Here is a 14,240-nt window from a genome sequence, read left to right as displayed (position 1 = left end):
AAAGCCGCCCCTGGAGGCGGCTTCTTACTTCACAACGAACCAATCTTACAACTTAGGACCCGCAGCCTTGATCGCGTCGCTCACTTCGAACTTCTTGAAGTTCTCGATGAACAGACCGGCCAAGGCCTTGGCAGCTTCGTCGTAGGCAGCCTTGTCAGCCCAGGTGTTGCGTGGGTTGAGCAGGTTGGTTTCAACGCCCGGTACGGCCAATGGCACGTCGAGGTTGATGGTGTCCAGGTGCTCGGTGGCGGCACCGATCAGCGCGCCGCTCTGGATTGCAGCGATCACCGCACGGGTGGTCGGGATGTTGAAGCGTTTGCCGACGCCGTAGCCGCCGCCGGTCCAGCCGGTGTTGACCAGGTAGACCTTGGAGCCGAAGCCGCGGATGCGCTTGATCAGCAGTTCGGCGTATTCGCCAGCCGGACGCGGGAAGAACGGCGCGCCGAAGCAGGTGGAGAAGGTCGACTTGATGCCGCTGCCCGAACCCATTTCAGTCGAGCCCACCAAAGCGGTGTAGCCGGACAGGAAGTGGTAGGCCGCTTGTTCTTCGTTGAGGATCGACACTGGCGGCAGCACGCCGGTCAGGTCGCAGGTCAGGAAGATTACAGCGTTTGGCTCGCCGCCCAGGTTCTGCTCGGAACGCTTGGCAACGTGCTCCAGCGGGTAGGCCGCGCGGCTGTTCTGGGTCAGGCTGACATCGGTATAGTCGGCGTGTTTGGCGTCGTCGATGACCACGTTTTCCAGCACCGCGCCGTGTTTGATGGCTTTCCAGATGACCGGCTCGTTCTTCTCGGACAAGTCGATGCACTTGGCGTAGCAGCCACCTTCGATATTGAAGACAACGCCTTCGCCCCAGCCGTGTTCGTCGTCACCGATCAGGTAACGGCTTTCGTCGGCCGACAGGGTGGTTTTACCGGTGCCCGACAGACCGAAGAACAGGGTCACGTCGCCTTCTTCGCCGATGTTGGCAGCGCAGTGCATTGGCAGCACGTCAGCGGCCGGCAGCAGGAAGTTCTGCACGGAGAACATGGCTTTCTTCATCTCACCGGCGTAACGCATGCCGGCGATCAGCACTTTTTTCTGCGCGAAGTTGATGATCACGCAACCATCGGAGTTGGTGCCGTCACGCTCTGGTACGCACTCGAAGTTGGCCACGTTGAGCACCTGCCACTCGTCACGACCGGCCGGGTTGTACTGGGCCGGGTTGATGAACAGGCAACGACCGAACAGGTTCTGCCAGGCAGTCTGGGTGGTCATTTTCACGGCCAGGTAGTGATCTTCAGCCGCACCTACATGCACATGGGAAACAAAGTGCTCTTGCGCGTTGTTGAACGCCTCGACACGAGCCCACAGCGCGTCGAACTTGTCGGCCGGGAACTTGCGGTTGATCGGGCCCCAGGCGATAGCGGCCTGGGTGGAAGGCTCTTCAACGATGAAACGATCGACTGGCGAACGACCGGTACGGTGCCCGGTGCGAACGACCAGAGCGCCGGTATCGGCAAGCTCGCCCTCACCGCGTTGCAGGGCTTCTTTTACCAGATCATCAACACTCAGATCGGTGTACACGGCGTTATTGGCTTGCGTCATGAGGTTCCCCGTCGGCCAGTGGCCGAGTGTGCTCCAAACGTTTTGTAGTAGAAAGTCGTGCACTACTACCGCGAAAAAAGTGGGCCGGATTATGCCAGAAAAGCCCAAAAAGAGTAGGGTCCTCCCGTCGTAACGGCGAAATTCCGTCGTTACGCAGTGAATTTACCTGCGCTGAACCGTTTTAGTGCCGGGTATCTGACGGCGTGTCGACGCCTGCGCCAGCGAACAATTGAGCAATATCGGCCGCATCGAACAGGTAACGCTGGTTGCAGAACTGGCAATCGATCTCGATTTCGCCACCGCGTTCGGCCACCAGTGCCTGCGCGTCTTCCAGACCCAGACTGACCAACGCATTGCCCGAGCGTTCCCGCGAGCAGCTGCAACGGAAGCGCAGGTTCTGCACATCGAACAGGCGCACCTGCTCTTCGTGGTAGAGGCGATGCAGCACGGTTTCGTTGTCCAGGCTGAGCAATTCATCGGCGGTCAGGGTGCTGGCCAGCGCGGTGATGTGCTGCCAGCTGGCGGCGCGGTCTTCTTCGTCTTTCAGACGGTCGGCCGGCAGTTGCTGCAGCAGCATGCCACGGGCACGACGGCCGTCGGCGAACAGCTTGAAGCGCGTGCCGACCTGTTGCGACATGACGAAATAATTGGTGAAGCATTCCGACAGGGTTTCACCATCGAGGTCGACGATACCCTGGTAACGCTGGCCGATCGTCGGGTCGACGGTCAGGGTCAGGTCACCGCCCGGCATCAGGTCGGCAAGCGTGGCATCCGCCGCGATCTGCTCGGCGTTGTATCGCGCCAGACCACGGATCTCGCGCTCGCTGGAGCATTCGATCATCAGCAGCGGAATCGGGCCTTCGGAGCGCGCCTGAAGAATCAGCAAGCCGTCGAACTTCAGGGTGCCCACCAGCAACGAAGCGGCCGCCATCAGTTCGCCCAGCAACTGCGCGACCGGCTCCGGGTACGGGTGCTTGGCGAGGACTTCGGCGTAACTGCGTTCCAGCGCCACCAGTTCGCCGCGAGTGTCGCTGTCATCGAAGATGAAGCGTTGGGTGTAGTCGGTATCCGGTAGGTCGGTCATAGGTCTGGGTATCTGAATTGATGACAAAAAGGTTACAAAAGATGAAAATCCCGCGCTTTCTTCGCACCTGTTTGGTGCAAAACGTTCAGCCACGGGAGGCATTTTATGAACAATCCGGGTTTGTTCCAATCAAGGTGGAACCTCGGCCGGCTGGTTCTGTGTAACGTAGTGCCATTAGCACTACTGGCTTTCTGGTTATGGCCTACGGGCCAGATGCTGTGTGTGATTTTCGACGAGTGGCTGTTTCGCTCACTCAATGCACCACTGGCCAGCAACCCCATATGGCTCCACATCTGGGCAATTGCAAGTCTGCGCCCGTTCGACATCGTTGTCGGACTGATTCTGCTGACGCTGCTGATCAAGGGCGACTGGGTGTTCAAGGCGATTGATGTGCGTCGCGCCTTCTTCGGTTTTTTTTCCATTCTGCTGTTGATGGTGGTGATCCGTGCGCTGTTTTCCAAATTCGCCGACTACATGGACTGGCAACACAACAGTCCGTCGATGGTGCTGGAAGGCGCGGTGCACCTGAGTGACTACTTCCCGCAACTGGAAAAAGCCTGGGAGCTGAAGGATCGCTCAAGCCAGAGCTTCCCCGGTGACCATGCTTCAGTGTTGCTGATCTGGGCGCTGTTCATGGGCGTGTTCAGCCGTACGGTCGGGCAGTTCCTGACGGTCTGGGGCCTGGCGCTGCTGTTCATGCTGCCGCGTCTGGTGGCCGGCGCGCATTGGGGGCAGGACGATTACATCGGCGGCCTGCTGCTGGCGGTGTGGGCGTTGGGCTGGGGTTACTACACGCCGTTTGCCTGTCACGCGGCGAATTTCTGGCTGAAGGTAACAGCGCCGATTTTCGCTTTGCTGGGCAAGCTGCCGGTGGTTTCGCGGATGAGTGTGGTGTCTGCCGCAAACTGACAGTTGTGTGAAGACCTGTGGCGAGGGAGCTTGCTCCCGCTCGGCTGCGTAGCAGTCGCTTTACCCGTCGATGCAGTTGTATTTTGAAATACGTGCTCGCCTGTACAGGGCGTCCTTCGGCCGCCAGCGGGAGCAAGCTCCCTCGCCACAAGTGTGTTCGTCGCACACTACTCGTTGCTGCTGCCACGAAACTTAAACAGATCCCGCCGCTGCTTCTTGCTCGGCTTGCCATCGGTGCTCACGCCCAACGCCCCGGCCTTGCGCATCGCCGCTGCCGCTTCACGTTTGGCAATACTCGCCTCGGTCTCGGTATACAGCGTCTGCGCCTCGGGTGCGCCGCGACGCACGATCGACAAGGCTTCGACCCTCACCGTGCGCTCTTCAAAACCGGTACGAATCTCGAATTCATCACCAATGCGTGGCTCTTTGCCAGGCTTGCAGCGGTCACCTCGGCAATGCACCTTGCCACTCTCGATGGCCGCTTTGGCCAGGGCCCGGGTTTTATAAAAGCGCGCCGCCCACAACCACTTGTCGAGACGGACCTTGTCGTCCTCTTCGCTTTTTTGTGCCATGGAATTTCCTCATTCTGAAATATTGATGAACTGTACTACCGTTTCTGTCGTGCCATGAATTACGCCGTCCCGGATTACAATGCGCAGCAGCCGACACCCGCTTGAGGCGTCGGCAATCCGGGCCGTAGATATCTGTCGCCTTTTAACCATTATTCTGCGTGAATACCGCGAATTCGGCCGTACGTGGCCCGAGCGGTTTCTGCCGGTTGAGTACCTTTGAAGACATTTGACCATTTGACCGTTGTCGGTCTGCGCGAGTGGGTGGCGCTCCCTGATCTGGGAGTCGCGGGCCTGCGGGCGAAAATCGACACCGGCGCCAGCACCTCCAGCCTGCATGCCACCGACATCGAGCCGTTCGAACGCGACGGCGAGAAGTGGGTGCGCTTCACCGCGCACCTGGGCACGGTGGTGCAGTTGCGTCACCGGCGCTGCGAAGCACCGCTGGTGACGCGCAAAACCATTAAAAGCTCCAACGGCCAGGCCCAGGTGCGCTATGTGATCAGCACCACCCTGGCCCTCGGTGATCGGGTCTGGGCAGTCGAGTTCACCCTCGCCTGCCGCAAGTCCATGCGATATCGCCTGTTGCTCGGTTCCAAAGCCCTGATTGATGGCCAGTTGGTGGTCAATCCGGGCATCAAGTATGTACAAGACAAGCCGGTGTTCCCGGTATCTACCTCCTCCACAGGTGTTGCATGAAGATCGCTGTGCTGTCGCGGAATCCGCGTCTGTATTCCACCCGTCGTCTGGTCGAAGCCGGCACCGAACGCGGGCATGAAATGGTAGTGGTCGACACCCTGCGCGCCTACATGAACATCGCCAGCCACAAGCCGCAGATCCACTATCGCGGCAAGCCGCTGGAAGGCTTCGACGCGGTGATCCCGCGGATCGGTGCGTCGGTGACGTTCTACGGTTGCGCCGTGTTGCGCCAGTTCGAAATGATGGGAGTGTTTCCGCTCAACGAGTCCGTAGCCATCGCCCGTTCGCGGGACAAACTGCGTTCGCTGCAACTGCTGTCGCGGCGCGGCATCGGCCTGCCGGTAACCGGCTTCGCCCACTCGCCGGATGACATTCCCGACTTGATCGACATGGTCAACGGCGCGCCGCTGGTGATCAAAGTGCTGGAAGGCACTCAGGGTATCGGCGTGGTGCTGTGCGAAACCGCGACCGCGGCCGAATCGGTGATCGAGGCGTTCATGGGTCTGAAGCAGAACATCATGGTCCAGGAATACATCAAGGAGGCCGGCGGTGCCGACATTCGCTGCTTCGTGGTCGGCGACAAGGTGATCGCGGCCATGAAACGTCAGGCCAAGCCGGGCGAGTTCCGCTCTAACCTGCACCGCGGCGGCAGCGCCAGCCTGATCAAGATCACCCCGGAGGAACGCATGACCGCGTTGCGTGCGGCCAAGGTCATGGGCCTGGCGGTGGCGGGCGTGGATATTCTGCGTTCGAATCACGGGCCGCTGGTGATGGAAGTGAACTCGTCGCCGGGGCTGGAAGGGATCGAGACCACCACCGGCAAGAACGTGGCGGGGATCATCATCGAGCACCTTGAGAAGAATGGCGGGCCGAATATGACTCGGACCAAAGGCAAGGGTTAACCCGTCAGAAATGTGGTGGCTGGGCGGCCGCGTTCGCGAGCAAGCCCGCTCCCACATTTTGGCATGCGTTCCCCTGTGGGAGCGGGCTTGCTCGCGAAAAGGCCATCAGCCCCACTGAATATCTCGGCTGTCAGACGGCATCCCGCGGCAACATCAACCCCAACGGCAATCGCACTCGCGCCTCCAGTCCGCCCCCGGAGCGGTTGCGCAACTCGACATTGCCGCCATGCATCGAAGCAATCCGCTTCACGATCGCCAGGCCCAACCCCGTACCTTTGCCGCCCCGCGCACGGTCGCCACGGGTGAACGGATTGAAGATCGCTTCCAGCTCCGACGGATCGATCCCAGCGCCACGGTCCATCACGCTCAGCACCACGTACGGCGCGCTGGTATCGCCGGACACATAAGCCGCAACCTCGACGCCGCTGCCAGCGTGATTCAAGGCGTTGCCGATCAGGTTGTTCAGCAGGCGTTTCATCGACACCCGGCGCAGTGGAAACGGCTGGATCGGCTCCAGACGCAAGCGCACCTTCTCTTCGTTCTGGTTGTACGGTGCGGCCACCTCACGCACCAGATCGCTCAGGTCCACCTCTTCCACCGACTCGTCGCGACCATCGCGAATGAACGCGAGGAACTGGTCGAGAATCGCGTCCATGTCTTCGATGTCGCGCACCATGTCGTCGGTCAAATCGTTGCGGTCGCCCATCAGCTCCAGCGACAGTCGCAAGCGGGTCAGCGGCGTGCGCAAGTCATGCGACACCCCCGCCAGCATCAGCTCACGCTCACGGCCGGCCTGCTCGACGTCTTCGGCCATCTGGTTGAAGGCGCGATACACCTCGGTCATCTCGCTGGGTGTATCGCTGATCGGCAGGCGCACGCTGCGACCCTGACCGAGTTGCCGCGCGGCATATACCAGACGTTTCAACGGCTGGTTGAGCTGACTGACGAAAATCCATGCCGAGGCGGTGGACAGCAAACCGATGGCGAGGAACCAGCCGAGCACGTTCCAGATTTTCTGCCCGCGCAGCGGATGCGGGTACAGCGGCACTTTCAGCCAACCGTCGCCGAGGCTTGGCGCACGCACCCACAGCGCCGGCGGCGAGTGCATGCGCAAACGCACTTCGGTGTCGGCGCCCAGCTCCGCCTGCATCTGCCGCTGATAGATTTCACTGTACGGCCAGTGCTGCTCGCCCTCCGGCACCCCGGCGCCGACCACCCGGATCAGGGTCGCGGCATCGGCGATCTTCGCGCGGTTTTCTTCATCGGCCGCCCAATAGGCGCGCAGCGTCAGGGCGACGCCGTGGCTGTACTGACGATCCACCAGCACGTCCTCGTTCATCAACAGATAAACCAGGGTCAGTGCCTTGGAAAACAGCACGACGATGAGCACCAGCCAAAGGGTGCGGGAGAAAAAACTTTGGGGGAACCAGACGGGGGTTTTCATCGATAACCGTTAAACACTTGCAGGAGCGAGCAATGCTCGCATATTGCGGATTGCGAGTCTGCGTAGAGGGTCGATCAACCCGATGCGCAGACCCGCTCCTACAAATCGCCGATCACTTGGTGGCGGCGCCGTCCGGTACGAACACGTAGCCCACACCCCAGACAGTCTGGATATAGCGTGGTTTCGACGGATCCGGCTCGATCATCCGGCGCAGACGGGAAATCTGCACGTCGATGGAACGCTCCAGGGCATCCCACTCGCGGCCACGGGCCAGGTTCATCAGTTTGTCGCGGGTCAGCGGTTGACGCGCGTTCATCACCAGTGCCTTGAGTACCGCAAACTCACCGGTGGTGAGCATGTGCACTTCTTCGCCACGTTTCAGCTCGCGGGTCGCCAGCGACAGCACGTAATCACCGAAGGTGACATTTTCGTCTTCGCTGCCCGGCGCGCCCGGCACCGGTGCGGCCTGACGACGCAGAACCGCTTTGACCCGAGCCATCAGCTCGTCCGGGTTGAACGGCTTGGCCAGATAGTCATCGGCGCCCAGTTCCAGGCCCTTGATGCGGCTCATCTCATCGCCCTTGGCGGTGAGCATGATGATCGGAATCTGATTGTTCGCCGCCCGCAGGCGACGGCAGGCGGTCAGGCCGTCTTCGCCCGGCAGCATCAGGTCGAGGACGACCAGATTGAACACTTCACGCGACAGCAGACGGTCCATTTGCTCGGTGTTCGGTACGGCACGGGCACGGTAGCCCTTGCTGACGAAGAAACGTTCCAGCAGGCTGCTCAGCCCCGGATCGTCGTCAACAATAAGAATTTTTTCGCCTTCAGCATTGTTTGCAGTGCTGCTCATTGGATGCTCCTTTTAGCTCGGCGCGCATTATGGCGTAGCTGCCGTTATACGCACCGTGTGCATTGTTAGCAGATTTTTCCTTCACTGCCAGAAAACCGGGGTTTATGCCTACAGACTGCTACACCCCCGAATGACAGAACGCTGGTTATAATGCGCGGCGTTTTGTGCCAGGCAACGTCTGAATCGTTACCGCAGGTGGCCGGGCTTTTTTCCCGGTGGCCGCAGTAATGGTTCGATTTCACGGGTCAATGGGCTGCCTCTTGACCCAGGCAGCGGCAATTTTCTAGCCGCTCAACCAGACTCCGGGCCTTTATTTCCGTGCCTGCGAGCCTGCTTTCACAATATGTCAGGTGGTTTTATGGACAGCATCAACAGCCGCATCGCCGAGGAACTCGGCGTACGCCCGCAACAGGTCGAAGCGGCCGTCGCGCTACTCGATGAAGGCTCTACCGTTCCCTTCATCGCCCGTTACCGGAAAGAAGTCACCGGCAGCCTCGATGACACCCAGTTGCGTCATCTGGAAGAGCGTCTGCGCTACCTGCGAGAACTCGACGAACGGCGCATCAGCATCCTCGCCAGCATCCAGGAGCAGGGCAAACTCACCCCGGCCCTTGAGCGCGACATCAAGCTCGCCGACACCAAGACCCGCCTCGAAGACTTGTACCTGCCGTACAAGCAGAAGCGCCGCACCAAGGGCCAGATTGCCCTGGAAGCCGGCCTCGGCGAGCTGGCCGACGGCCTGTTCAACGACCCGAACCTGACGCCGGAAACCGAAGCCGCCCGCTTCGTCGACGCCGAAAAAGGCGTGGCCGACGTCAAGGCTGCGCTGGAAGGCGCCAAATACATCCTGATGGAGCGCTTCGCCGAAGACGCCAGCCTGCTGGAAAAGCTGCGTAACTTCCTCAAGCAGGAAGCGACCATCAGCGCCCGCGTGATCGCCGGCAAGGAAGAAGAAGGCGCGAAGTTCCGCGACTACTTCGAACACGACGAGCCGCTGAAAAGCATGCCGTCGCACCGCGCACTCGCCATTTTCCGTGGCCGCAACGAAGGCATCCTCAGTTCCGCGCTGAAAGTCGGCGACGAACTGCCGGGCACCATGCACCCGTGCGAAGGCATGATCGGCCAGCAATTCGGCATCCAGAACCAGAACCGCCCCGCCGACAAATGGCTCGGCGAAGTGGTGCGCTGGACCTGGAAGGTCAAGCTTTACACCCACCTCGAAACCGACCTGCTCGGCGAACTGCGCGACAGTGCCGAAACCGAGGCGATCAACGTCTTCGCCCATAACCTGCACGACCTGTTGCTGGCCGCGCCGGCCGGCCCGCGCGCCACCCTGGGCCTCGACCCGGGCCTGCGTACCGGCTGCAAGGTCGCGGTGGTCGACTCCACCGGCAAACTGCTCGATCACGCCACGGTTTACCCGCACGTGCCGCACAACAAGTGGGATCAGACCATCGCGATTCTGGCCGCCCTGTGCGCCAAGCACTCGGTTGACCTGATTGCCATCGGCAACGGCACCGCCAGCCGTGAAACCGACAAACTGGCGATCGAGCTGATCAAAAAATACCCAGCGATGAAGATGACCAAGGTCATGGTCTCCGAGGCCGGTGCATCGGTGTACTCGGCATCGGAACTGGCGGCCAAGGAATTCCCGGACCTGGACGTGTCGATCCGTGGTGCGGTGTCGATTGCTCGCCGCTTGCAGGATCCGCTCGCCGAACTGGTGAAGATCGATCCGAAATCCATCGGTGTCGGCCAGTACCAGCATGACGTGTCGCAACTGAAACTGGCGCGCGGCCTGGACGCGGTGGTCGAGGACTGTGTGAACGCCGTCGGCGTCGATGTGAACACCGCTTCGGTGGCGCTGCTGGCGCGGATCTCCGGCCTCAACGCGACTTTGGCGCAGAACATCGTCGCTCACCGCGACGAACACGGTGCGTTCAAGACCCGCGCAGCGCTGAAGAAAGTCGCGCGTCTGGGCGAGAAAACCTTCGAGCAGGCCGCAGGCTTCCTGCGCGTGATGAACGGCGACAACCCGCTGGATTCCTCGGCTGTTCACCCGGAAGCCTATCCGCTGGTGCAGCGTATTGCCGCTGAAACCGACCGCGACATTCGCTCGCTGATCGGCGACGCCGCGTTCCTCAAGCGTCTGGATCCGAAGAAATTCACCGACGAAACCTTCGGTCTGCCAACCGTCACCGACATTCTTCAAGAACTGGAAAAACCGGGTCGCGACCCGCGTCCGGAGTTCAAGACTGCCGAGTTCCAGGAAGGCGTCGAAGACCTGAAAGACCTGCAACTGGGGATGATCCTTGAAGGCGTCGTCACCAACGTGACCGCGTTCGGCGCGTTCGTCGACATCGGCGTGCATCAGGACGGTCTGGTGCACATCTCGGCGCTGTCGGAAAAGTTCATAAAGGACCCACGCGAAGCGGTGAAGGCCGGTGACGTGGTGAAAGTGAAGGTCATGGAAGTCGATATCCCGCGCAAACGCGTCGGTCTGTCGATGCGCATGAGCGACACTCCTGGCGAGAAAATCGACGGCGCCCGTGGTTCGCGTCCAGGCTCGGCACCGCGCCAGTCTTCGGGCAACGCACCGCGTAAGGAAACGGCCACAGCCGCTCCGGTGAACAACGCCATGGCCTCGCTGTTCGCCAACGCCAAGCAGTTGAAGAAACGCTGATGGAAGTTCCGGCCGGGCTCGTCGAGAGCGCGTTTTTCAAGCTGTTGGGCTGCCGCCTGCACAGCCTGGAAACCGGGGTGGCGCAAGTCGCCCTGGTGCTGGAACCACAACTGCGCAATCGCGGCGGCAAGTTGCACGGTGGCGCGCTGTTCAGTCTGGTCGATATCGCCATGGGGCTGGCCTGTTCCAGCACCCACGGCTTCGATCAGCAGAGCGCGACCATCGAGTGCAAGATCAACTACATCCGCGCCGTGTCCGACGGCGAGGTGCTGTGCACGGCGCGGGTCATCCACCCGGGCCGCCGCACTTTGGTGGTCGAGGCCGACGTGATGCAGGGCGACAAACTGGTCGCAAAAGCGCAAGGCACGTTCGCTGTCCTGTAGATGTTCTTCATCATTTTGAGTTAATTTCGGCGCAACGAACCTTGTGGGAGCGAGCTTGCTCGCGAAGGCGGTGTATCAGGCAACCGAAATGTTGACTGATAAACCCTCTTCGCGAGCAAGCTCGCTCCCACAGGGATTGTGCAGTTCCTGACTGACCGGCAAATGGCCTGCCGCTACAAAACCAGGCGAAAACGCCAGTTTCAACTTCACCCTTGTAGACCGTCCTGCCCACCCCCATATTGGGGCGACTGACGCGTGAAGGAATCCAAATTGAGCGAACTTCTCAACCGCCGCCTGGCTCTGCTCGGCGAGCGCGCCAACCTCTCTCTGCTCGAACAGTGCCTCCACGGTATCGAACGTGAATGCCTGCGCGTGACCAGTGAAGGTCGTCTGGCGCAAACGCCGCACCCGGAAGCCTTGGGTTCCGCGCTGACCAATGAACAGATCACCACCGACTACTCCGAGTCGCTGCTGGAATTCATCACCCCCGCCCTGCCCGATCCGGCCGATACGCTGGCGAGCCTGGACAAGATTCATCGCTTTGCCTACAGCAAGCTCGGCAACGAGTACCTGTGGAGTCCATCGATGCCGTGCCCGTTGCCGGCCGAGGAAGACATCCCGATCGCCTATTACGGTACGTCCAACATCGGTCAGCTCAAGTACGTCTACCGCAAGGGCCTGGCCCTGCGTTACGGCAAGACCATGCAGTGCATCGCCGGGATTCACTACAACTTTTCCCTGCCGGAAAAGCTCTGGCCGCTGCTGCGCGAGGCCGAGGGTTTTGTCGGCACCGACCGCGACTTCCAGTCATCGTCATACATCGCGCTGATCCGCAACTTCCGCCGCTACAGCTGGCTGCTGATGTACCTGTTCGGGGCTTCGCCGGCGCTGGATGCCGGTTTCCTCCGTGGGCGCTCGCATCAACTGGAACAGCTCGATCCGGATACTTTGTATCTGCCGTACGCCACCAGCCTGCGCATGAGCGACCTTGGTTACCAAAGCAACGCCCAGGCCGGCCTGACGCCTTGCTACAACGATCTGGCGAGCTACACCGACAGCCTGCGCAAGGCCGTCGCCACGCCGTACGCGCCGTACGTTGAGGTCGGCACGCACAAGGATGGCGAGTGGGTACAGCTCAACACCAACATCCTGCAGATCGAAAACGAGTACTACTCCAACATCCGCCCGAAACGCGTGACCTACACCGGCGAACGGCCGATCCAGGCCCTGATGGCCCGTGGCATTCAGTACGTCGAAGTGCGTTGCCTGGACATCAACCCGTTCCTGCCGATGGGCATCGACCTTACCGAGTCACGCTTCCTTGACGCGTTCCTGCTGTACTGCGCGCTGAACGACAGTCCGTTGCTGACCAGCAATTCCTGCAGCAACGCCACCTCGAACTTCCTCAGCGTGGTCAAGGAAGGACGCCGTCCGGGCCTGCAATTGCAGCGTGACGGCGAAGCGGTCGAGCTGAAGGTTTGGGCAGCCGAGCTGCTGGAAAAAATCGCTCCACTGGCGGCCCTGCTCGATCAGAGCCATGGCGGCGACGCGCATAGCAAGGCGCTGGACGCGCAACTGGCCAAGGTCAAGGATTCGTCCCTGACCCCTTCGGCCCAAGTGCTGGCGGCGATGGCCGAGCACAAGGAGAGCTTCGCGCAATTCTCCCTGCGTCAGAGCCAGGCGCATGCCGAGTTCTTCCGCAGCGAACCGTTGGCGGCGGCTGAGCAAGCGAAGTTTGAGGAGTTGGCGCGTTCGTCGCTAGCGCAACAGGCGGAGCTGGAACAGAACGAGGTGGGCGATTTCGATGTGTTTGTCGGGTCGTATCAGGCGAGCATTCTGGCGATCAGTAACTAACCACTATTCCCTGTGGCGAGGGAGCTTGCTCCCGCTCGGCTGCGCAGCAGTCGCAATTTCAGTCCCCCGGTGCATAAGAAGCACCGTGATGAATTGATATTGGAGTCCTTCGGCCTCCAGCGGGAGCAAGCTCCCTCGCCACAATGACCTCACCAGCAATCCCTCACGCCTTCGATTTTTCCGCTCATAAGCTAAGTCTAAAAAGTTATTTATTTTTAGATTCTTAGATCATTTAGTCTCCTTTCACGCCGATCATCGGTCGCCTGACTTGGAGCACTCCCCATGAAACTGAATTTCCCGCTTCGCCTGCTGGCCGTGGCCTCGTTGGCTGCTGCGAGCTTTCTGGCGCAGGCCGCCGACCTCACCGTCGCCTACCAGACCACCGTTGATCCGGCGAAAGTCGCCCAGGCCGATGGTGCCTACGAGAAAGCCACCAAGGCCGACATCAGCTGGCGCAAGTTCGATAACGGCGCCGACATCATCGCCGCCATCGCTTCCGGTGACGTGCAGATCGGCTATCTCGGTTCCAGCCCGCTGACCGCCGCCATCACCCGCAAAGTCCCGGTGGAAACGTTCCTCATCGCCACCCAGATCGGTGCCGCCGAAGCGCTGGTCGCTCGCGACGGTTCCGGGATCAAGACCCCGCAGGATCTGGTCGGCAAGAAGATCGCCGTGCCATTCGTGTCCACCGGTCACTACAGCCTGCTCGCGGCGTTGAAGCACTGGAACATCGATCCGTCGAAAGTCACCGTGCTCAACCTCGCGCCGCCAGCGATCATCGCCGCATGGAAACGCGGTGACATCGACGCCACTTACGTCTGGGATCCGGCCCTCGGTGTGGCCAAGGAAAACGGCAAAGTGCTGATCACCTCCGGCGAACTGGCCAAGTTCGGCGCGCCGACCTTCGATGCCTGGATCGTGCGCAAAGACTTTGCCGAGAAGCACCCGGAAATCGTCACCGCGTTCGCCAAGGTCACCCTCGACGCCTACGCCGATTACCGCAAGGACCCGAAAGCCTGGCTCGCCGACCAGTCCCACGTCGACAAGCTGGTGAAGCTCTCCGGCGCCAAGGCCAGCGACATTCCATTGCTGCTGCAAGGCAACGTCTACCCGCTGGCGGCTGATCAGGTGATCACCCTCGGCGCGCCGACCACCAAAGCCATCACCGACACCGCCGCGTTCCTCAAGGAGCAAGGCAAGGTCGAAGCCGTACTGCCGGACTACGCGCCGTACGTCAGCGCCAAATACATCACCAACTGATCGGGAGTTAACT

12 protein-coding genes are annotated in these 14,240 nt (G+C 60.8%); 7 read left to right on the top strand and 5 right to left on the bottom strand.

The features are described from left to right. Window positions 1–45 precede the first annotated feature (45 nt). Window positions 46–1,587, bottom strand: a complete 1,542-nt coding sequence (locus NTD85_RS24745; protein WP_262143453.1) for a phosphoenolpyruvate carboxykinase — start codon at window positions 1,585–1,587, stop codon at window positions 46–48. 181 nt (window positions 1,588–1,768) lie between these two features. Then, window positions 1,769–2,671, bottom strand: a complete 903-nt coding sequence (hslO, locus tag NTD85_RS24740) for an Hsp33 family molecular chaperone HslO (protein WP_103485310.1) — start codon at window positions 2,669–2,671, stop codon at window positions 1,769–1,771. Window positions 2,672–2,776: 105 nt separating this feature from the next. Here hslO and NTD85_RS24735 point away from each other — a divergent pair, with 105 nt between their 5' ends. After that, window positions 2,777–3,580, top strand: a complete 804-nt coding sequence (locus tag NTD85_RS24735; RefSeq protein ID WP_103485311.1) for a phosphatase PAP2 family protein — start codon at window positions 2,777–2,779, stop codon at window positions 3,578–3,580. Window positions 3,581–3,747: 167 nt separating this feature from the next. Here NTD85_RS24735 and NTD85_RS24730 read toward each other — a convergent pair whose 3' ends face one another. Further along, window positions 3,748–4,152, bottom strand: a complete 405-nt coding sequence (locus NTD85_RS24730) for an RNA-binding S4 domain-containing protein (protein ID WP_003220645.1) — start codon at window positions 4,150–4,152, stop codon at window positions 3,748–3,750. 234 nt (window positions 4,153–4,386) lie between these two features. Here NTD85_RS24730 and NTD85_RS24725 point away from each other — a divergent pair, with 234 nt between their 5' ends. Continuing rightward, complete coding sequence (locus NTD85_RS24725) at window positions 4,387–4,848, top strand: ATP-dependent zinc protease (protein ID WP_007964698.1); 462 nt, start codon at window positions 4,387–4,389, stop codon at window positions 4,846–4,848. Further along, the gene (gene rimK, locus NTD85_RS24720) at window positions 4,845–5,750 is read left to right on the top strand and encodes a 30S ribosomal protein S6--L-glutamate ligase (RefSeq protein ID WP_003220641.1); all 906 of its coding nucleotides are present in this window, start codon (window positions 4,845–4,847) and stop codon (window positions 5,748–5,750) included. The genes NTD85_RS24725 and rimK overlap by 4 nt, the downstream gene beginning before the upstream one ends. Before the next feature lie 130 nt (window positions 5,751–5,880). Here the strand turns inward: rimK and NTD85_RS24715 are convergent, their stop codons facing one another. Both NTD85_RS24715 and ompR read right to left on the bottom strand, forming a co-directional pair. Next, entirely contained in the window at window positions 5,881–7,194 is a 1,314-nt protein-coding gene (locus tag NTD85_RS24715) for an ATP-binding protein (protein ID WP_003220639.1), read from the bottom strand. Between the two features lie 112 nt (window positions 7,195–7,306). Beyond that, entirely contained in the window at window positions 7,307–8,047 is a 741-nt protein-coding gene (gene ompR / locus NTD85_RS24710; RefSeq protein WP_003220637.1) for a two-component system response regulator OmpR, read from the bottom strand. Window positions 8,048–8,405: 358 nt separating this feature from the next. On the opposite strand from ompR, the gene NTD85_RS24705 reads away from it, so the two are divergent. From NTD85_RS24705 to tauA, 4 genes are all read left to right on the top strand, one after another. Next, complete coding sequence (locus NTD85_RS24705; protein ID WP_045122251.1) at window positions 8,406–10,730, top strand: Tex family protein; 2,325 nt, start codon at window positions 8,406–8,408, stop codon at window positions 10,728–10,730. Next, window positions 10,730–11,113, top strand: a complete 384-nt coding sequence (locus NTD85_RS24700; RefSeq protein WP_003220635.1) for a PaaI family thioesterase — start codon at window positions 10,730–10,732, stop codon at window positions 11,111–11,113. The genes NTD85_RS24705 and NTD85_RS24700 overlap by 1 nt, the downstream gene beginning before the upstream one ends. 270 nt (window positions 11,114–11,383) lie before the next feature. After that, entirely contained in the window at window positions 11,384–12,967 is a 1,584-nt protein-coding gene (gene gshA, locus NTD85_RS24695; protein WP_262143452.1) for a glutamate--cysteine ligase, read from the top strand. A 282-nt stretch (window positions 12,968–13,249) separates the two neighbouring features. Beyond that, window positions 13,250–14,227, top strand: a complete 978-nt coding sequence (tauA, locus tag NTD85_RS24690; protein WP_007964707.1) for a taurine ABC transporter substrate-binding protein — start codon at window positions 13,250–13,252, stop codon at window positions 14,225–14,227. Window positions 14,228–14,240 lie beyond the last annotated feature (13 nt).

Source organism: Pseudomonas sp. 13B_3.2_Bac1, assembly GCF_025466205.1.
GTDB classification, from domain to species: Bacteria; Pseudomonadota; Gammaproteobacteria; order Pseudomonadales; family Pseudomonadaceae; genus Aquipseudomonas; species Aquipseudomonas fluorescens_H.
The sequence above is the reverse complement of the archived record's forward strand: the minus strand, read 5'-3'. Positions and strand labels throughout refer to the sequence as shown.